The following is a 19986-nucleotide window of genomic DNA, read 5'->3' on the forward strand; positions in this document are numbered from 1 at the left end:
TTGATTGAAATCAAAAAAAAGTATATTTACAACAATGAAAAAAGCTGTATTTCTACTTGTCCTATCTTTTCTGGCCATCTATTTTGCCAGCTGCACCAATAAATCTGAAGAATACATTGATCCGCGCGGAACCGATTATGCAGGCTCAGAAAGCTGCATACAATGTCATAAGCCAGAATATGATATGGCAGTAAAAAGTTCTCATTTTAAAGCAACAGCACCAGCAGTATTAGGCAACGTTTCTGGAGCTTTTGACTCTAAAAATCACACTTTCGTTTATGATAAAGATACTAAATTGGTCATGGAAAAAGAGGGCGACAGTTTGTATCAGGTTTTGTATAAAAATGGAAAAGAAACAGCGAGATATAAATTTGAAATTGTTTTTGGCGCCAAACATGCACAGACTTCTGTGTATTGGAAAGACGGCAATACCTACGAATTACCATTATCTTTTTACCATTCTGTAAATTCTTGGGCCACAAGTCCAGGTTTTCCGGCAGACAAACCGTATTTTGACCGAATGGTTGTAAAGGATTGTTATGCCTGCCACAGCTCTAACATCAGTTCGAGAACCGTGGACCAAAACTCGGCAGACAGAAATTTTATGTCAATGGAGGTGCTGGACGTTATCGATAAAAAAACAATTGTTTACGGAATTGACTGCGAACGCTGTCACGGTCCTGCAAAAAAGCATGCTGCATTTCATTTGAAAAATCCAAATGTAAAAACGGCAAACAGTATCGTTAGTTTTAAATCTTTGGACAGACAGCAAAGACTAGATGCCTGCGCCCTTTGTCATGCAGGTAACGACGGAATGAAATTAAAATCTCGTTTTGATTTTAAACCAGGCGATCATTTATCTGATTTTTTCCGTGAGACGAAAAGTATAAATGATACGGCACAATTTGATGTTCACGGAAATCAATTTCGTTTAATGGCGCAAAGCAAGTGCTTTATTAAAAGTGAAAAAATGGATTGCATCACTTGTCATAATCCACATGACAATGCTTCTAAAAACAGGGCTGCTTATTCTAAAATCTGCATGAGCTGCCACCAGACAATAAAACATACCGATAAAACCTTAAAGTCAGTTTCTGGAAGTTTATTAGCAGATAATTGTGTAGAATGTCACATGCCGAAGAAATCTTCGAATGCAATTAGTTTTCAGTTATCCAACAGTAAACAACTATCCAATTACATCTTGAGAACGCACAGAATCGGGATTTATCCGAACGCTAAGAAGTAATTATTTTTCAAATTTATGCAATTCAAATTTCTCACCGTCAAAAACGCCATAGGTAAAGTAACCGATCCAGTCGCCTAGATTAACATATTCGGAATTTTCTCCCACTGTACGGATCATTGGTAAATGACGATGCCCAAAAATAAAATAATTATAATGTTTCGTTTCTAGTTTTCGTTTAGCATACAAAATCAGCCACTCTTTTTCTTCGCCTAAAAACTTAATGTCTTCATCTCCGGAAATTAATTTATTTTTAACCGACAAGTATTGCGCTAAACTCACGCCCACATCGGGATGAAGCCAGCGGAAAAGCCATTTTGAAAACGGATTTGTAAAAACCTTTTTCATTCTTTTATACCCTTTGTCGCCAGGACCCTTTCCGTCTCCGTGACCAATTAAAAAAGTTTTTCCGTTAAAAGTAAATTCTTTGTTATCATGATAAACCGGAATATTCAATTCGGTTTCAAAATAATCATTCATCCATAAATCATGATTTCCAACAAAGAAATAAATCGGGATGCCGCTGTCGCGAATTTCTGCCAATTTGCCTAAAATTCGAACAAACCCTTTTGGAACAACCGTTTTATATTCAAACCAAAAATCAAACAAATCTCCTAATAAAAAAATAGCTTCTGCATCTTCTTTAACCTCATCGAGCCAAGCCACAAATTTCTTTTCGCGCGGCAAGCTCAGTTCTGGAGTGGGCGCACCAAAGTGCTGATCTGAAGCAAAATATATTTTTTTCATTTGATGTGAGATGTGAATTGTGAAATGTAAGATGTGAAATGAAAAGCATTTACAATTTACTTTTCACATTTCACTTTTAACTTTTTTACAAATTATCAGAAGCGTACCATTCTGCAAACGAAGATTCTGTTTCTTGAAGTTTAAGTGAGAAAAGAGAAATTCCTTCTGGCAGACGAGCTACAATTTTCTGAGCAAAATCTACCACCATGTTTTCGCTTGTTGGCTGGTAATCTACCAAAATAACATGATGTCCGCGGTTTTTCAGTTCATTTGCCAATTCGATATGCGGCGTAGTTTCGTTAAAAACAGTCGCGTGATCAAATTGATCGACAATTTCTTCTTTTACAATTTTCTTTAAATCCGAAAAATCGATAACCATACCGAATTTCACATTAGATCGGTCTGTAATTGGCGACCCAATAACGGTAACCGATAATTTGTAACTGTGTCCGTGAACGTTTTTACATTTTCCGTCATAACCGTACAAGGCGTGTCCAGTTTCGAAATTAAATTGTTTTGTAATTCTGATTTTACTCATCGATTTGCATTTTTAGGTTGCAAATTTACGAATTAATAACCGTTTTCGTCTCTTTTTTTAGCACGGTTATACATCCAGTAAGCAAGACCGATTAAAATTACAAAAGGAATAAAAGATCCGATGACAACACCAATCTGATAACTGCTGTCTGGCGCCTCTTTTATTTTCTCCGCCACATCGACTTTTTGAAGTAATGAAATGAGTTTCATTTTAAAATTATTTTAATGCTGCAAGGTCTTGAAGGTCTTGAAAGCCTTGCAGCATCTGATACAAAATTATTTCTTGAACTGTACTAATGCAGCCTTTGTAAAATCAGACAAAACCAATTTTCCTGTAATTGCGGCACGCTCAAAAAGAAGGGATTCCCATTGTTCTGTGCCTTCCCAAATAATCTTTTTCATTTCTTGCAAAGCTTCTGGATTATACGAACTTAGTTTCTGAGCAAAATTTTCTACGGTTTCATCTAATGTATCGGCGCTGTGAATTTCTGAATATAATTTGTGCTGCAAAGCCCAATCTGCCGATTTCCACTCTTGGGCAGAAAGCGTCATTTCGGTCATTGCTGCTTTACCGATTTTTCGAGAAACAGCAGGCTCAATTACAAACGGACCAATTCCGATTGCCAATTCCGAAAGTTTAACAGCACTTTCCGGGGTTGCAAAAACGTAATCACATGCCGAAATAATTCCGACACCGCCGCCAACAGCCTTTCCCTGCACTCTTCCGATAATTATTTTAGAACAGCTTCGCATGCCATTGAGCAAATGGGCAAAACCTGAAAAAAATTCAGTTCCCTCCTCTTCCGTTTTAACTTCCAGAAGCTCATCAAAAGAAGCACCAGAACAAAAAACTTTAGAACCTTCGCTTTGCAGAATAATAACCGAAATGGCCGTATTCCTGCTCAACTCATTAATTTCTAATGTTAAGAGATTCAACAATTGTCTCGGAAAAGAATTACTCGCCGGGTGCCCAAACTGCACCGTTGCCACAGTATTTTTTATAGTAGTCTGTAAAGAACCATTCTGATATTCTGAACTCATAAAAATTGATTTAAACGTAAAGTTACGCTTTTGAAAAATAATTCTGACTAAGCGATCTGAAATTTGTTTTTTGAAAAATAATTGACTTTATTTGCTAAAGATTGGGGGATTAGCTCATTTGGCTAGAGTACTTGCCTGGCAGGCAAGGGGTGACCGGTTCGAATCCGGTATTCTCCACAATAAAACCGTATCAATAATATTTTGATACGGTTTTATTTTTTAATGCGTTTTAGATGCGCTTTTCTAAAGAAATAGTTCTAACCAAAATTATCTTCATTAATTTCATTAGGAGCTATCTTATCGTAGTAAGAGGTTCATACATCCAAAAAAAATCAGAACAACCGTACGCTGTAAATCATCTCTCATTAGCCGAGTCTTCACCGTCTACTCGATCTTTATCTGCTTTCTTAAAATCATTATTCAGCAAATCTTCCAATTTCTTTTTCTCGCGCAGATTTTTTCTAATTGTAATGACAACTATTATCAAAACAATCACGGCCACAACCGCCAGAATTCCCCAATTGATTTCCATAACTTTAATTTTAAATTAAAAGTAAAGTTTTTGACATTACTTCACATTATCAAAAGGTTAAGAGTTTTATCATTAGGAGACTTAATAAAAAAAGTATTCTTTCGAGATTATTATTTCGATCATTTTCTTACATTTATCGATTAAGATATTAAAAGCCAATTTCAAAATTAAACTGTCATTTTATGAATAGTAAAGCTCTTTCCATTTTTACATTTTCATTTCTTTTACTATTTTCCTGCACTAAAAAACAAGAAAATCAAAGCGTTGAAGACCTTCCCGCTCCTGTCGAAAATATCGAAAAAGACTCCATAACCGATCAAGAAACTCCAAGAAAAGAAAGCATCAACTTATTTACAATTATGCCAAAAGACAGCAGTGATGTCGCTTTTGTTTCGTTGTCTGATATTTATCCTTTAAACGAAACCGATGCCGAAGCACTGCCCAATATAGAAGAAAGAGGAATATTATCGGCAGAATATATGACTCTCGAAGCGAAGTATCGAAAAAAATTTCTGTCTAAAATTAATATTTCCGAAAACGATTCTTTGTTTGCTTATGATTACGGCAAAAACAAACTGGCTCGTTTTGCTATTAAAAACCTAAAAGCTTCGGCATTACTCAACGGTTATTCTTCTCAGGAAGACTGGCCATATAAACCGTATGATTATATGGTTGGTTTTTCTATAAACAAAGAATTACTAAACGGATTCAGCGAATATTATCGCGATGCAATCGTTTATGTGGGTAAAAAAAATCCATTTTCAACAGAAGGTTTAACTGCTATTGCATGGAAAAAAATGACCAGTGCAGAATTTCCGTCCAAACCTTTAAAAAATGAAGATAGAAAACTACTGAAAAATACCTCTTTGGGTAGTATGTATTTTTACAAAAACAACAGTTTTCACTATTTCATACAAGATTATCTAGACAGCAGGAAAGAAGTTTTTGCACGTCGTCTGCTTATCCTCAATCCCGAAACAAAAGATATTATTCTTGAAAAATTATACAGCCAAAGCGAAGGCACTTCTCCTTCTCCATTAAATTATCAAAATCCAGACAACATCATTGAGCAATATACGGGCAAACTTTTTAAAGACAAACCGCCTGTTGTTTTTGGTTTTCTTTACGAATCATTTGGCTGTCCGGTAATTTCATTGATCGACAAATCAAAAGAAGAAATTTACATTCAATGTGATAATCGTCATTAAAGGTTGAAATTTCCAATTCCAAATTTCAAATTCCAATTACAAAATTATAATAATACAATGCAAGAAATTAAAAACCGTCTTATGTCATGCGAACTTGAATATGATGAAATTCAAGAAGCTGCTCCGGCATCAAACGAAGAAATACAAACTTTAACAGCTTATTTTTCTCAGCCTATTCCACAAGAATTAGTCACTTTTTATAAAACCATCGGCGGTATAGAATCAGATGAAATCTTTCACATTTTTTCTCCAGAAAATTTCATTAATCAGATTCAGGAAAGAGAATCACTTCAACATAATTCTACCGGAATTATCGATATGATTATTGCTTTTTGGGGAAATGACAGACCTGAATTTCAAGAATACGAACTGCTTACGGAAGAAGAAACTGATAAAATAAACAAAGCTTTCCCTTGCATCGGCTGGATCGTGGCCGAAGAAGATAATTATGAAAGCGGCGAGTATGTAATTTTCGATAAAAATGGCAATTTCATGAATTTGTATTGTCATCAAGATAATCTTGGAAAGACTAAAAATCAATTGCTTAAACTTTTAGAATCTGGTCTTCCTAAAAGATCTCTTGAAAATGTTCTCGAAGAACTTTTTGAAAGAGCCGAAGGAAATTTAAGCCGTTGGGATTAAGGTTTCATAAAAAATCAAATAACAAAGTTTATCTGCAATAAAAATAACAACGAACAAAACTTAAATCATGTCTGAATTAAGCTCATTATACTGCAAAGTCAAGATCACAAAAACGCAATTAGAGAAATTCTTAAACAGTCCGCTTGAAGAACCAGAATTAAATCAAAATTGGTTAGATTTTTGGGAAAGCCGAAAAATGTATTCTAAATCTGTTTTAACTAAAGAATTACTTCGCACTTATAACGACCACAATAATCAAGAAGTTATAAACGGCTGGATCGATTATCCCGAAGCAATGGCTTTTTCTGATTACGACGAAACTACAGAAGAATGGCATTGGGGAATGATGTTTTTTAGCGAAAATTATGTCGAAATGATTCCGATGTTTGCTTTTATCATCAGTCTTGAAAAATACGTAATTGAAAGTACTGAAAATTATGCCGTTGTTTTTCCTTTCTTTTGGGGCGATGACGGCGTGAATGCTTATATTTATTTTGAAAACGGAAAAGCGATTTTGAGTCCGAAAGTACAGGTTTTAAAGGATATTGATTCAAAATTTGTAGAACAAACCAAAGATTTTCTCAACAAAAAATGGGATCAGCTGGCCGAGGAAATGGATTTAGATAATTTGGATTAATTATTTAATTGTATGAAAAATTGTATTTTTGTTCTGCTCCAAAATAGAATGAAATTGTAATTTACTTCAAAAACCTGTTTTTTACGAGAGGCTATTTTGTAACCAAATTTTGAATACCTTTGAATTATGAGCACAGCAACAAAACAAAATCATATAGGGCGAAAAATAAGCCGTATTCGTGAACTTCGCGATATGAAACAAGAAGCTTTAGCGCAGGCTTTAGGGACAAATCAACAAGCTATTTCTGCAATAGAAAACAGCGAAACTATTGATGAGGCAAAACTTGTCGAAATTGCAAAAGCGCTTGGTGTAACTGCAGAAGCTATTAAAAATTTCTCGGACGAAAATGTGATTAATTATTTTAATACATTCACAGACAGTCATGGAAATTTTGGAAATTTTGCCAATGGTGCTGTTTGTAATTTTAATCCTCTTGATAAAGTTGTAGAACTTTATGAGCGTTTGGTTCAGGCGGAGAAAGATAAAGTGGAATATTTGGAGAAATTTTTGAAAGAGAAATAATTTTTCAATTCATTATAACACAAAAGCCATTTCTAAAAAGAAACGGCTTTTTTTTACGCAATTACACCTTTGTCAAAGTTTAAAACTTTGACAAATTTATTCTATGAATTGCCTCCAGCTTTAGCTGGAGGTAAAAAGTAATTTTAACAAAAAGGCTTTAGCCAAATTGATTTTTCGGCTAAAGCCATACGGTTCTAAAAATATAAACCTCCAGTTAAAACTGGAGGCAATTCATTTTTTATAATCTAAAATATTGAATAAGTTAAATTTTATCTATTCAAAAAAAACTTGCGTCTTTGCGCCTTTGTGGCAAAACATTACCTCAACAAAAATCCCATTCGAATTGATCCATAAAAATAGCCCGTATTAGTATCAATTCCTGGATCTTTTAATTCTCTGCCTCGGTATAAAAAAGAATACGAAATATTAAAATTGTTATAACGATACTTCAAACCAAATTCGGCATTAAATCGAAGCGGTTCCAATTCAAAAGTAACTGGACTTGTATCGTTAAACATGCTGCCTTCTATCGTCGCATCATAAAATTGATAATTAACACTTGGCATCGCATAGAAATAAAATTCACGCACATTAAACTGCGCTTCTGAACTTACAGACGCATCATGCAGATTAGAATCGTAGATCGGAAGCAATTTTTTAAAACCAATTCGTGCTAAAAATCCTGTTGAAACTCCAGTGAAAATGGTTCCCAAATTGGCTTCAGACTGAAAATGCAGGTCTAGAAAATCGTTGTGTTTGGCGGGAAACATTTTTTTAGAATACAGTACATGGGCCTGCAAACCTAAAGCGTTATGAATTTGGTTTTCCCAGCCATAGACTTTTTTGTAACCAATAATTTTATGAAATCCTTCCTGCAGATCCTGGCCCAATGCATTTGGACCGACAAAACCAACTTGAAAATCAGTCTTCAAAACCGATTCGCTTTGATAGAAAAAGCTTCTTCCTGCTTCGGCAAAAAGATACCCCGCAAAAGGCCTGTCGTTAATTTCTACCGCTGCTTCGTTTATAAATCTCGGATTATATAGATACTGCCCGATACGAAATTCGGTTATCTTTTTATTGATTTTCGGATTATCATTCTTGGATAAATAACGATAAAAAAGCTCTAATCCATTCGTATAATACATGTCGTTTTTAGACGATGTGTACAAATCATTATCGGTAATAAAACCAATTTCAGAAGTTTTTCCTTGTCCAAAAGTCAACGTTACGGTCAATATTAGAAAAGCAAAAAGCGTTTTTTTACTTCTCTTTCCCATTATAATTGACTTTTTTTCCAACGTAACGCATTTCGCGAACAATTCTTTCTTTTCTTCTATTAATATAACTGGATGATCCTGTAGCTTTAAATTTTCTAGGATTTGGCAGAATCGCTGCAATTCCCGCCGCCTGCATTGGTGTTAAACTAGATGCATCTCTACGGTACCAGTGTTCTGTTGCGGCATAAGCGCCGTAAACACCGTCACCCATTTCGATACTGTTTAGATACACCTCCATAATACGTTCTTTGCCCCAGATAATCTCGATCAAAACGGTAAAGTACGCTTCAAGTCCTTTACGGAAATAACTTTTACCCTGCCACAAAAACACATTTTTGGCTGTTTGCTGCGAAATGGTACTTCCGCCGCGAATTCTACGGCCGCGCTCGTTGCTTTTATAAGCTTTTTGAAGTGCTTTAAAATCGAAACCATTATGCGTTAAAAAAGTTCCGTCTTCACTGGCGATTACCGCTTTTTGCAAATTCATAGAAATTTTTTCAATCGGTTCCCAGTCGTGGTCAAAATAAACCTCTTTCCCTGCCCATTTATTTTCTATGGCACGAATCACCATCAAAGGAGTAAACGGTACTGGTACGTATTTAAAAAAGATTACCGAACCAATCGAAACTCCAAAAAACCACAAAGCCGCTTTGATGAAAAACCATTTTATTTTTTCGCCTAAACTTCGATTCGATTTTTTCTTTGCAGCCGGTTTTGGCTTATTGGTAGTTGTTTTTTTTGGTACTGTTTTTTTGGGTGCTGCCATTTTATTATATTAAATCTGCTAATTCTGTTCCTATTAAACTTCCTATTGCTACTCCCATACCGCCTAAACGTACACCGCAGAACACGTTTTCAGAAAGTTGCGAGACAACAGGATTCTTACTATTTCCGATTCCCATAATACCGCTCCAACGGTGCGCTATCTGAAAATTCTGATTTGGTAAAATTACATTTTTCAGCAAATCTTCCAATTTATTTTGAACAATTTTCGTCTGTCCAAATTCTGTGGTTGTTTCCGTTTCAAAATCTAGGTTTCTGCCGCCCCCTAACAAAATTCTATTGTCAATGTTTCTAAAATAATAATAACCGCGATCAAGGTGAAAAGTACCTCTGATATCAAGATTTGAAATCGGTTCTGTAATTAAAACCTGTGCTCTTGCAGGTTTAACCGCATCATTGGTGAGCTTGCCTGCAAAACCATTGGTTGCAAAAAGCAATTTTTGAGTTTTAAAACTAAAATCATTCAAAACCACTTCGACCTGGTTTCCAAAATCTGAAAAAGACGTGACGGTTTGCTGGTTTAAAATTAAAATATTGGCAGAAACGGCTTTTCTCATTAGTTCCTGCATCATATTTCCGGTATCAATCTGCGCTTCAAACGGATTAAAAATCAAATATTCGTGGGTATTTTGAAATCCGAATCGGTCTATTTCTTTAGAAAAAACATCAGCCTTAAAAAGCGGTTTTAAAACTTCGTTAATAAAGGGAATTTTCGAGACACAATCATTAAACCCCAATTCGTCGTCTTTCAAAAACAATTCATAACCGCCGTAAGGTTTAAAATCGATGGCAGTATCTCCTAGGTTTTTTCTAAGTAATTGCAAACCTTTCCATCGTTTTTCGATCAAAGCTGCAACGTCGTCTTCTGTATGGGTTTTTAAATCTTCCAGAATTTCAGACAGACTTCCAAAACAAGCAAAACCAGCATTTTTGGTACTGGCTCCCTGCGGCAGAACACCGCGTTCTAAAACTAGAATTTTGGCTGCAGGAAATCTTTCGCGCAAGCGTAAAGCTGTATGCAAACCAACGATACCGCTGCCGACGATTGTGTAATCTACATTTGTAAACCAATTTTTAAGTTCCCAATAACTAAGTTCCATATTACAGTTTTTTATAAAAATAATGATTTTTTATTCGCCACGAATTCACGAATTATTTTTTGGCAATCGTTAGGAATAAAATTCGTGAATTCGTCGCGGAAAAACTTTTACCGAATTTTAACAATTTTTGGAATTTGGAATTTAACTAATTGGAATTTAATTGTTGTATTTTTAGCGTCACAAAAAATAGAATTTTTATTATGAAAAAAGTATTATTAACAACTTTAATAATGATGGGTTTAAACGCTGTTGGACAGAATGTAATGTCGCCAGAATTGTTATGGAAATTAGGAAGAGTAACACCTCTTGGAATTTCTAAAGATGCAAAAAATATCGTTTTTAAAGTTTCTACTCCTTCTGTAGAAGAAAATAAATCGACTTCTAAATTGTATACCATTCCTGTTACGGGAGGAAATGCAGTTGAAATTAAAGACACAAAAGCTATTTTGGCTGACAAAAATGTTTCGCCTGACGGAAAATTTTTGGTTTATAATGAAGAAGTAAAAATCGAAAAAGTTTTAGGAAAAGATTTTTATCCAAACCTGACCAAATCGGATGCTCAAATTTACGACGGCTTAGATTACCGTCATTGGGATACTTGGAACGAAGGAAAATTTAATCATGTTTTTTATAAAGAAAATAAAGACGGTGCAAAGGGAATCGACATTTTAAAAGGCGAAACTTTTGATTCTCCGCAGAAACCTTTTGGCGGTGACGAAGATTATATCTGGTCGCCAGACAGCAAAAGCATTTTTTATGTGTGCAAGAAAAAAGCGGGAACTGCTTATGCTACTTCTACAGACACCAATATTTATGAGTACAATTTAGAAACTCAAAAAACGACAAACAGAACCGAAGATAATTTAGGTTATGATACAGCGCCACAATTTTCGCCAACTGGAAATCTTTCTTGGCTGCAAATGAAACGTGATGGATATGAGTCTGACAAAAACGATATTATTGTTGAGTTTAAAGGCATCAAACAAAACTTAACAGCAAACTGGGACGGAACTGTAGGTAATTTTATCTGGAGTAAAGACGGGAAAAATGTATTTTTTGTTGCTCCGGTTGACGGAACAAAACAACTTTTTACAGTTAATTTTCCAGGATTAACAAGAATTGCAATTACGGTGCGTCAATTGACTAATGGTGATTTTGATGTTAATGATTTGGTTGGTTTTGCCGGAGATGATATCATTGCCACAAGAACTGATATGAACCATGCGGGCGAAATTTTTTCTTATAATTTGAAGAAAAACACTTGGAAACAATTATCAAACGTAAATACCGAAACGTACAAAACTTTAGCGTTGAGCAAAACAGAAAAACGCTACGTTACGACTACTGACGGCAAAAAAATGTTGGTTTGGGTAATCTTGCCTCCAAATTTTGATGCTTCAAAAAAATATCCAACTTTATTATTCTGCCAAGGAGGACCACAATCTCCCTTGACACAATCGTATTCTTTCCGTTGGAATTTCTCATTGATGGCTGCTAAAGGTTATGTGGTTGTGGCACCAAATCGCCGCGGCATGCCGGGTCATGGTGTTGAATGGAATGAACAAATCAGTAAAGATTGGGGCGGACAGGTTATGGACGATTACCTTTCTGCAATTGATGATGTGGCCAAAGAATCGTATGTTGACAAAACCCGTTTAGGATGTGTTGGTGCAAGTTACGGTGGTTACTCTGTGTTTTACTTAGCTGGAATTCATAAAAACCGTTTCAAAACTTTTATTGCGCACGACGGTGTTTTCAATACGGTAAGTATGCTGGGAACTACAGAAGAAGTTTTCTTTAACAACTGGGATTTTGGCGGTGCGTACTGGGAAAAAGATAATGCTGTGGCTCAAAAAGCATACACCATCTTCAATCCTGCAACTTTGGTTCAGAACTGGAATAAACCGATTTTGATTTTCCAAGGCGGAAAAGATTACCGTGTACCAATCGGACAAGGACAGGAAGCTTTTCAGGCAGCGCAGTTAAGAGGAATCAAAAGTAGATTTGTTTATTTTCCAGACGAAAATCACTGGGTGCTGCATCCTCAAAATGCACAAGTCTGGCAGGGAGAATTCTTTAAATGGTTAGACGAGACTTTATAATCAATTTTTTAAAACAAAAAACAGCCGTAGATTTATACAATTTACGGCTGTTTTATTTTGAAAACATAGCAATTATGTAACATAATTACGTACATCTACTGTTTATAAAATAGATTTTTTTAGATAAATTGCGATAATTTATAAAAGCCGAAATCCCAAATATCTACATTAAAATATGGAAACCAAAAGAAGTTATACCGCACTCAAAGTTTTATTCAGTTATGTTGCTTTATTAGCTTTGGTGGTAACTGTAGGATGGTTTTTATATTCAGAATATGTAGTTTACAACAAACTCGAAGATAAAATTGCGCTTGAAAAAACCAAAATTTTAAGAGTCAGCAAACTTTTCTCGAATGTATATAAAACAGAAGGTCTGGCACGACAAACGATTCAGACCAATTCTCCAAAAGATTTTAAAAAATATCTTATCGAAAGCGACTCTCTCCGTCTGCGAATTGACAGTTTAAAACAAATTGCTTCTACAGATTATCAAAGGTCACTTTTGGATACCGTTTCTTTTCTGCTTTCAGAAAAAATAGAAAACATCAAACAGTTAAGAGAAATTAAAAACAAAGCTGATGACGAAACTTCTGTAAACAATGCCATTGATGAAATTACAAAAATGGAGTTTAATCTGCGAAAACTTGAATTAGAAGATTTCACTAAGAACCCTAATCAACTCGGAACTTATCAACGCGGCGTATTACAACGCTATGTAGATTATTTAAATCAAAACATTCCTGACGACAGTACGAATACCCTAAGCAAAAAAGCCTCGGATTCTATTTTAGCAAATTCGAAAAAGCTTTTAAGCTCCGTAAAACTGAAAGCCGAAAAAAAGAAAGAATCTCTAAACTTTGAAGAAAACAAATTACTTCAGAATGAAATCGCAATTTCAGATCAGCTTAGAAAAGTCCTTCGAATTATTGAACGTGAAATCATCAATAATTCCATAAAAAACAATTCATTAAAAGAAAAATCATTAAAAAGAATCAATGAAATTGTTACGGCTTCTGCTGTGATTGGTTTATTATTGACTATCTTCTTTTCGATATTAATTGTGAGCGATTATTCGAAATCACATCTTTATAAAAAACAACTCGAAATTGCCAATTTCAAAACTAAAAATTTACTAAAGAGCCGTGAACAGCTAATCTCAACAGTCAGCCACGATTTAAAAACACCTTTGAGCACAATTGTGGGATATTCTGAATTATTAGGCAACTCAGACATCAATACAAAGCAGGCATATTTTATTAAAAACATCAAAAATTCGTCGGAATATATTACACAGCTGGTTCAGGATTTATTGGATTTTTCGAAAATAGAAGCCGGTAAAATTGCAATCGAAAAAGTACCGTTTTTACTTCCTGAAATCATAGACGATGTTGCCAAAAATATTCAGACTGTTTACAAACAGAAAAATATTGATCTGATTATTACTGTTGATGAAGAATTGAACAAGCGAATTGTGGGAGATCCTTTTCGTTTAAAACAAATTCTGACCAATATTATCGGGAATGCCTATAAATTTACCGAAGAAGGTCATATAAAAATCACCGCTTTCGCGAATGACAATCAGTTCTTTACCATTTCGATAGAAGATACGGGAATCGGAATTGAAAAAGGAAATCAGAAATTGGTCTTTGAAGAGTTTGCACAAGCAAATGAGGGCATCGAAAAAAAATACGGCGGGACAGGTTTAGGATTGTCAATCTGCCAGAAGATTATTTCTATTTTGGGAGGAAAATTGAGTCTGGACAGTACTTTCGGAAAAGGAAGCACCTTCAATATCCAGCTTCCGTTATTATTTGACCACAGTATCACAGCAACCGCCACTCCTGTAGAGGCTAAAAAGCCGTTGTACAAAAACACCAAAAAACAAACTTTTATAGTGGTTGACGACGACATCAATCTGCTTAATTTAACCAGCGGTGTTTTAAGACAAGAAAATCATCAGGTATTGGCTTTCAGCAGTGCGTCAAAAGCATTAGAAACAATGGAGAACACCGCTTTTGATTTTGTGATTACAGACATTCAAATGCCGGAAGTTGACGGCTTTTCATTTTTAGAAAATTTAAAAAATAATCCTAACATTCCTTTCAAAAATCAGCCTGTAATTGCGCTTACCGGCAGAACAGATCTGGAACTTTCTATTTATAAAGAAGCCGGTTTTACGACGGTGGTCAAAAAACCTTATTCTCCAAAAATTTTATTAGAAACCATTCAGCATATTTTGGATAATGAAGAATTGCCAGATGTTGAAATAAATGAAATCGAAGAAACAAACTCTTTGCAATTGTATTCTCTAGAAACCTTAAAAGACTTTTTGGGTCATGACGAAAGTGCCTTAAAAGAAGTTATAAAATCTTTTATTGAAAGCAGTATCGAAAACCTAGAGCTTTTGGAAACGGCTATTGAGGAGAAAAACATCGAAGAAATCAAATCTATAGCGCATCGAATTGCACCTATGTTCAAACAAATTGAAGCAAGGGAAATTGGCGAAACTTTGAAAAAAATTGAAAAAGACGAATATAAAATCAGTCAACTGCCTGCTATTTACAAAGATCTGATCATCAAAACAGCTGTTTTATTTGAATCGTTGAAACAAGAGTTACTGTAAGGCAGACACTTATTGTTCGATATTGTATTGTTTCAATTTATTGTAAAGTGTCTTTCTAGTGATTTTAAGCAATTTTGCGGCCTCCGATTTATTATTCTGCGCTTTTGACAAGGCATGAATAATGGCTTCTTTTTCATTATCAGACAATGAAAAACTGCTGTTTGCTGTTTGTTTCTGAATCTGGAAAAATTCTGCCGGCAGGACATCGCTTTCTATAAAATCCCCTCGAGATAAAAGTGTTGCGCGTTTTACACAGTTTTGTAATTCGCGTAAATTTCCAGGCCAATTGTAATTTTGAAATATCGAAACCACTTCTGGAGAAAAACCGATGATTTCTTTATTCAATTGCTGATTGGCTTTTTCAAGAAAATAATCTGCAAAAACCATTAAATCTTCATCACGATCTTTTAATGATGGAGACTGAATAGAGAATTCGTTGATTCTATGGTATAAATCTTCTCTAAAATCGCCGTTTTTTACTGCCTCGCGTAAATCTTCGTTTGTCGCCGTAATAATGCGTATATCGACGTTTATTTCTTTATTGCTCCCAACGGGTTTAATTTTTCGTTCTTGAAGCGCTCTCAAAAGCTGGATTTGATTTTCGTAAGAAAGGTTTCCTATTTCATCCAAAAACAAAGTCCCTCCATTTGCCGCTTCAAAATAACCCATTTTATCGCTGATTGCTCCGGTAAAAGATCCTTTTAAATGCCCGAAGAATTCACTTGCTGCCAATTCTTTCGGAATTGCACCGCAATCTACCGCAATAAAATTATTGTTCTTTCTATTACTCTGCTGATGAATACTTTTGGCAATAATTTCTTTTCCAGTTCCGCTTTCGCCGATAATCAAAACGGACATATCGGTCGGACTTACCAATTGAATGTGGTCAAGCAGTTTTTTAGAAGCCACAGAAATTCCTCTTACAAATTCATTTTCGCCAGAGGTTTGTTTTTTAACGGCTTTTTTTTGTTTGACAGGAACTTCTTCCTCTTCTTCTGTTTGAGGTGTCTGCAAGGCATTGGTAATAACCAGCAGAACTTCATCTGGATTAAATGGTTTTGAGATATAATCTGCCGCACCATTTTTAATTGCCTTAACAGCAGTATTTACATCAGAATATCCTGTCATTAAGATCACAGGAATATGAGGATAAGCATTTTTAAATTCAGACATCAATCCGATACCATCAGAATCAGGCAGACGAAGATCTGTCAAAATCAAATCAAATGATTCGTTTTTAACCGCAACACGTGCTTCTGCAGCAGAGAACGCAATGGATACATCGTACGCTTTTTTAACTAGAAATTTTTCTAATAATTTACAAAACGCGATGTCGTCTTCTATCAATAATATCTTTGGCATTTGCTTTTAGTGACTTTTTTGCTAAAATAATACTATTAAACTTGTCTTTTCATAAAATTATCAAAAAAAAAAGAGATTGCACGTCGCAATCTCTTTTTCACCAAAAACATAAATCTAAATTCACCTAATTATATTTTCAACCAGTTACCATTGACATCTGAGTAAACAGTAGCCTTTTGGTCTCCAACTGATATTTCGAGTTTATACTCTTTTTTTTCGTTAACAAATGCTTTATCCAATTTTGCTCCTGGATAAGCAGTCTGCAAAGCTGTTTTTACAGCTGCAGGCACAGCATCTGCAGTAACTTCTGTATATTCTGTCTGCACAGAAATACTAGTTTTAATTTCTTTAGCATGAGTCGATGCATTGGCATCAATTGACATCATCCCTAATAAAATTGCTGCTGATAAGATTAGATTTTTCATAATGCTGTTTTATTTATTTTTTGACGATATTTCCTGAAGCATCTGTAAATACAGTATACTTTTTGTCGCCAGTAGAAATTTCCAATTTGTATTGGTCTTTATCGTTTTTATAAGCTTTATCAAGCTTAGTATTCGGGAAAGATTTTTCTATTGTAGATTTTACTGCAGCAGGAACTGCGTCTAGAGCAACTTCAGTATATCCATCTTGGACAAATACTGACTGAGTTACTGGAATTGCTGTTGGAACCGCCGCATGAATCGACAAACTTCCTAAAACAATCACCGCTGATAAGATTAACTTTTTCATAATATAGTGGTTTAAAATTATTTCTGTAGAATTTTACCCGCAGCATCAGTGTAAACGATCGATTTTTCTCCTCGAACGGTTACCTCAATTTTGTACTCTTTTTTATCATTTACCCATGCTTTTTCAAGCACTACACCAGGATAAGCATCATCTAAAGATTTTTTTACAGCTGCTGGAACTCCATCTACTTCTTTATATCCATCCTGATCATTAACTGTTTGTAACATTTGGTTAGGAACAACAGTGGTTTCTGCATGCATCGACAAACTGCCTAAAACAATTGCTGCCGATAAGATTAACTTTTTCATAGTAATAGTTTTTAAGGGTTAGTTGTTATTATTTTTTAATCCATGTTCCGTCTGCGTTAGCATAAAGATTTCCTGTTTTATCTCCAACAGTAACTTCAAGCTTGTACTCGGATTTTGTGTTTTTAAAAGCTTTTGTCAGAACTGCATCTGGATACGCTTTTTTAAGAGCATCAGTTACAGCAACTGGAACTTCTACTACTTTAACTTCTGTATAGTCGTCTTGAACAGAAATTGTTTTAACGATTGTATTTGAAATTGGCGAAGTTGAAGCAAATGATGTTAAACCTCCCAAAACGATTGCGGCTGATAGAAATAAATTTTTCATGATAGTTGTATTTTAATATTGTTAATTTAATCTTAGTATTCTTGATTTGAATTTTCATATCGAATCTTCGATTACTACTTGATTATTTTTGAATCCAAGTTCCGTCTGCATTAGCGAAAAGATTTCCAACTTTGTCACCAACAGTAACGTCTAGTTTGTACTCTGATTTTTCGTTTTTATATGCTTTTGTAATTACTGCATCTGGATATGCTTTTTTCAAAGACTCAGTAATTGGAGCTGGTAATTCTTCTAATTTAATTTCAGTGTATTCGTCTTCAATAGAAATCGTTTTTACGATTGTATTATTTACTTGTGTAGTTGAAGCGAATGAAGTTAAACTTCCTAAGACAATTGCGGCTGATAAAAATAAATTTTTCATAACGTATATATTTAAGATTAATAGTTGTTTACGCTTTAAGTAATGAAATTATTATGCCGTAAAAGAAAAGAACTGTGCCAAACCATGCAAAAGCCTATATTTAAAAGGATTGGCGGAAAATTGATTAAAACACTAAAAATCAAAAAAGTGTGTAAATGGCAGGAAAAGTGTGTAATAAGTAAACACAAATTGTGTTTACTTCGGTTTTTTTCATTCCGTAGAAATGTTTCGTCGACAGATTCGATTTACCGTTTGTAGAGATTCGTTCCATAGGAACGTTTAATTTGATTCGATTTTTTTCGTCGTGAATTTTTGCGCGATGTTAATGTTCTCAATTACGAATCAATTGCTCCTATCGAACACTATTCAAACAAAATCTTTTTAACATCGGATTTCATCCGTCTACCGACGATTTGTTCCTAACGGAACATTACATGCTTTTATACGAACTTGGAAATAAAAAAAAAGGCTGTCAAAATTGACAGCCTTTATATTATTCCTCTATTGGATTCATTTTGAAAGTATCCATAAATGCAGTTGTATAATCTCCTGCTATATATTTTGGATCATCCATTAATTGTCTGTGGAAAGGTATTGTAGTTTTCACACCTTCAATTACGAACTCATCCAAAGCTCTTCTCATTTTACTGATTGCTTCTTCACGAGACTGCGCTGTTGTAATTAACTTTGCAATCATCGAATCGTAATTTGGCGGAATGCTGTAACCAGAATATACGTGAGTATCTAAACGTACTCCGTGACCTCCCGGCATATGAAGCGTAGTAATTTTTCCTGGTGAAGGACGAAAATCATTGTAAGGATCTTCTGCATTAATACGACATTCGATAGCGTGTAATTCTGGAAGATAGTTTCTACCAGAAATCGGAATTCCTGCTGCAACCATTATCTGCTCACGAATCAAGTCATAATCAATAACTTGTTCTGTAATCGGGTGCTCTACCTGAATACGAGTATTCATCTCCATAAAGTAGAAGTTTCTATGTTTGTCAACTAAGAATTCTACTGTTCCAGCTCCTTCGTATTTAATAAATTCTGCGGCTTTTACAGCAGCTTCACCCATTTTTGCACGAAGTTCGTCTGTCATAAAAGGAGAAGGAGTTTCTTCTGTTAGTTTTTGGTGACGACGTTGTACAGAACAATCTCTTTCAGAAAGGTGGCAGGCTTTACCGTAAGCATCTCCAACAACCTGAATTTCGATGTGACGTGGTTCTTCAATAAGCTTCTCCATGTACATACCGTCATTTCCAAACGCTGCAGCTGCTTCCTGACGTGCACTTTCCCAAGCTTTCAAAAGCTCATCTTCTTTCCAGATAGCACGCATTCCTTTTCCACCACCACCAGCGGTAGCTTTCATCATTACTGGATAGCCAATTTCTTTAGCTGTTTTTTGTGCATGTTCAAAAGACTCTAACAATCCGTCTGAACCAGGTACACAAGGAACTCCTGCAGCTTTCATTGTAGCTTTTGCAGAAGCTTTATCACCCATTCTGTCAATCATTTCAGGAGCCGCACCAATAAATTTGATTCCGTGCTCTTGACAAATTTTCGAGAATTTAGCATTCTCAGAAAGAAATCCATAACCTGGATGAATTGCATCTGCATTTGTAATTTCTGCAGCTGCAATAATATTTGACATTTTCAAATACGATAAGTTACTCGGAGGAGGACCAATACAAACCGCTTCATCAGCAAATTTAACATGTAAACTTTCTGCGTCGGCTGTAGAGTAAACTGCAACAGTTTTAATTCCCATTTCCTTACAGGTACGAATCACACGAAGTGCAATTTCTCCTCTATTCGCAATTAATATTTTTTTAAACATCTTATTTTAATTAGATAATTAGACAATTTGATAATTAGAT

22 protein-coding genes and 1 tRNA gene are annotated in these 19986 nt (G+C 35.0%); 8 read left to right on the forward strand and 15 right to left on the reverse strand.

The features are described 5' to 3' along the window. Positions 1 to 34: 34 nt before the first annotated feature. The gene (locus C4F50_RS20030) at positions 35 to 1246 is read left to right on the forward strand and encodes a cytochrome c3 family protein (RefSeq protein ID WP_194140424.1); all 1212 of its coding nucleotides are present in this window, start codon (positions 35 to 37) and stop codon (positions 1244 to 1246) included. Here C4F50_RS20030 and C4F50_RS20035 read toward each other — a convergent pair whose 3' ends face one another. From C4F50_RS20035 to C4F50_RS20050, 4 genes are all read right to left on the reverse strand, one after another. Further along, positions 1247 to 1990, reverse strand: coding sequence for a UDP-2,3-diacylglucosamine diphosphatase (locus C4F50_RS20035; RefSeq protein ID WP_194140425.1), 744 nt, complete (start codon positions 1988 to 1990; stop codon positions 1247 to 1249). It lies immediately after the preceding gene. An 85-nt stretch (positions 1991 to 2075) separates the two neighbouring features. Continuing rightward, positions 2076 to 2528: a 6-pyruvoyl trahydropterin synthase family protein gene (locus tag C4F50_RS20040; RefSeq protein WP_194140426.1), complete on the reverse strand. Its 453-nt coding sequence runs from the start codon at positions 2526 to 2528 to the stop codon at positions 2076 to 2078. A gap of 32 nt (positions 2529 to 2560) precedes the next feature. Beyond that, on the reverse strand, positions 2561 to 2737 hold the full coding sequence (locus C4F50_RS20045; RefSeq protein WP_194140427.1) for a hypothetical protein: 177 nt from the start codon (positions 2735 to 2737) through the stop codon (positions 2561 to 2563). Positions 2738 to 2803: 66 nt separating this feature from the next. Next, complete coding sequence (locus tag C4F50_RS20050; RefSeq protein ID WP_194140428.1) at positions 2804 to 3568, reverse strand: enoyl-CoA hydratase/isomerase family protein; 765 nt, start codon at positions 3566 to 3568, stop codon at positions 2804 to 2806. A gap of 103 nt (positions 3569 to 3671) precedes the next feature. Between C4F50_RS20050 and C4F50_RS20055 the strand changes: the two genes are divergently transcribed. Next, a tRNA-Ala gene (locus C4F50_RS20055) sits at positions 3672 to 3745 on the forward strand. 178 nt (positions 3746 to 3923) lie between these two features. On the opposite strand, the gene C4F50_RS20060 is transcribed toward C4F50_RS20055, so the two are convergent. Further along, entirely contained in the window at positions 3924 to 4100 is a 177-nt protein-coding gene (locus C4F50_RS20060; protein ID WP_194140429.1) for a hypothetical protein, read from the reverse strand. Positions 4101 to 4282: 182 nt separating this feature from the next. On the opposite strand from C4F50_RS20060, the gene C4F50_RS20065 reads away from it, so the two are divergent. The 4 genes from C4F50_RS20065 to C4F50_RS20080 all read left to right on the forward strand — a co-directional run bounded on the left by C4F50_RS20065 (position 4283) and on the right by C4F50_RS20080 (position 7109). Continuing rightward, complete coding sequence (locus C4F50_RS20065; RefSeq protein ID WP_194140430.1) at positions 4283 to 5308, forward strand: oxidoreductase; 1026 nt, start codon at positions 4283 to 4285, stop codon at positions 5306 to 5308. 81 nt (positions 5309 to 5389) lie between these two features. Then, entirely contained in the window at positions 5390 to 5950 is a 561-nt protein-coding gene (locus C4F50_RS20070; protein WP_194140431.1) for an SMI1/KNR4 family protein, read from the forward strand. 67 nt (positions 5951 to 6017) lie between these two features. Continuing rightward, positions 6018 to 6587 (forward strand): hypothetical protein, encoded by a 570-nt coding sequence (locus C4F50_RS20075; RefSeq protein ID WP_194140432.1) that lies wholly within the window; start codon positions 6018 to 6020, stop codon positions 6585 to 6587. A 126-nt stretch (positions 6588 to 6713) separates the two neighbouring features. Further along, positions 6714 to 7109, forward strand: a complete 396-nt coding sequence (locus C4F50_RS20080) for a helix-turn-helix domain-containing protein (protein WP_194140433.1) — start codon at positions 6714 to 6716, stop codon at positions 7107 to 7109. A gap of 317 nt (positions 7110 to 7426) precedes the next feature. Here the strand turns inward: C4F50_RS20080 and C4F50_RS20085 are convergent, their stop codons facing one another. From C4F50_RS20085 to C4F50_RS20095, 3 genes are read right to left on the reverse strand one after another with little or no spacing between them, the layout of a single operon-like run. After that, entirely contained in the window at positions 7427 to 8389 is a 963-nt protein-coding gene (locus C4F50_RS20085) for a lipid A deacylase LpxR family protein (RefSeq protein WP_194140434.1), read from the reverse strand. Then, the gene (gene mtgA, locus C4F50_RS20090) at positions 8373 to 9155 is read right to left on the reverse strand and encodes a monofunctional biosynthetic peptidoglycan transglycosylase (RefSeq protein ID WP_194140435.1); all 783 of its coding nucleotides are present in this window, start codon (positions 9153 to 9155) and stop codon (positions 8373 to 8375) included. Before mtgA ends, C4F50_RS20085 begins: the two co-directional genes overlap by 17 nt. A gap of 4 nt (positions 9156 to 9159) precedes the next feature. Next, the gene (locus C4F50_RS20095) at positions 9160 to 10272 is read right to left on the reverse strand and encodes an NAD(P)/FAD-dependent oxidoreductase (RefSeq protein ID WP_194140436.1); all 1113 of its coding nucleotides are present in this window, start codon (positions 10270 to 10272) and stop codon (positions 9160 to 9162) included. Between the two features lie 200 nt (positions 10273 to 10472). Between C4F50_RS20095 and C4F50_RS20100 the strand changes: the two genes are divergently transcribed. Further along, on the forward strand, positions 10473 to 12374 hold the full coding sequence (locus C4F50_RS20100) for a S9 family peptidase (RefSeq protein WP_194140437.1): 1902 nt from the start codon (positions 10473 to 10475) through the stop codon (positions 12372 to 12374). Between the two features lie 175 nt (positions 12375 to 12549). After that, complete coding sequence (locus C4F50_RS20105; RefSeq protein ID WP_194140438.1) at positions 12550 to 14997, forward strand: sensor histidine kinase; 2448 nt, start codon at positions 12550 to 12552, stop codon at positions 14995 to 14997. Between the two features lie 9 nt (positions 14998 to 15006). On the opposite strand, the gene C4F50_RS20110 is transcribed toward C4F50_RS20105, so the two are convergent. The 7 genes from C4F50_RS20110 to accC form a co-directional block, all read right to left on the reverse strand. Further along, positions 15007 to 16359 carry a sigma-54-dependent transcriptional regulator gene (locus C4F50_RS20110; RefSeq protein ID WP_194140439.1) on the reverse strand — a complete coding sequence of 451 codons (1353 nt, stop codon included), beginning with the start codon at positions 16357 to 16359 and terminating at the stop codon, positions 15007 to 15009. 128 nt (positions 16360 to 16487) lie between these two features. After that, the gene (locus tag C4F50_RS20115; protein ID WP_194140440.1) at positions 16488 to 16784 is read right to left on the reverse strand and encodes a PepSY-like domain-containing protein; all 297 of its coding nucleotides are present in this window, start codon (positions 16782 to 16784) and stop codon (positions 16488 to 16490) included. A 13-nt stretch (positions 16785 to 16797) separates the two neighbouring features. Then, positions 16798 to 17091 carry a PepSY-like domain-containing protein gene (locus C4F50_RS20120; protein ID WP_194140441.1) on the reverse strand — a complete coding sequence of 98 codons (294 nt, stop codon included), beginning with the start codon at positions 17089 to 17091 and terminating at the stop codon, positions 16798 to 16800. Between the two features lie 17 nt (positions 17092 to 17108). Continuing rightward, positions 17109 to 17399 (reverse strand): hypothetical protein, encoded by a 291-nt coding sequence (locus C4F50_RS20125; RefSeq protein WP_194140442.1) that lies wholly within the window; start codon positions 17397 to 17399, stop codon positions 17109 to 17111. A 28-nt stretch (positions 17400 to 17427) separates the two neighbouring features. After that, on the reverse strand, positions 17428 to 17724 hold the full coding sequence (locus tag C4F50_RS20130; RefSeq protein ID WP_194140443.1) for a hypothetical protein: 297 nt from the start codon (positions 17722 to 17724) through the stop codon (positions 17428 to 17430). Positions 17725 to 17806: 82 nt separating this feature from the next. Beyond that, on the reverse strand, positions 17807 to 18103 hold the full coding sequence (locus C4F50_RS20135) for a hypothetical protein (RefSeq protein ID WP_194140444.1): 297 nt from the start codon (positions 18101 to 18103) through the stop codon (positions 17807 to 17809). A gap of 493 nt (positions 18104 to 18596) precedes the next feature. Then, the gene (accC, locus tag C4F50_RS20140) at positions 18597 to 19946 is read right to left on the reverse strand and encodes an acetyl-CoA carboxylase biotin carboxylase subunit (RefSeq protein ID WP_194140445.1); all 1350 of its coding nucleotides are present in this window, start codon (positions 19944 to 19946) and stop codon (positions 18597 to 18599) included. Positions 19947 to 19986 lie beyond the last annotated feature (40 nt).

It is taken from the genome of Flavobacterium hungaricum (assembly GCF_015182285.1).
Taxonomy (GTDB): Bacteria; Bacteroidota; Bacteroidia; order Flavobacteriales; family Flavobacteriaceae; genus Flavobacterium; species Flavobacterium hungaricum.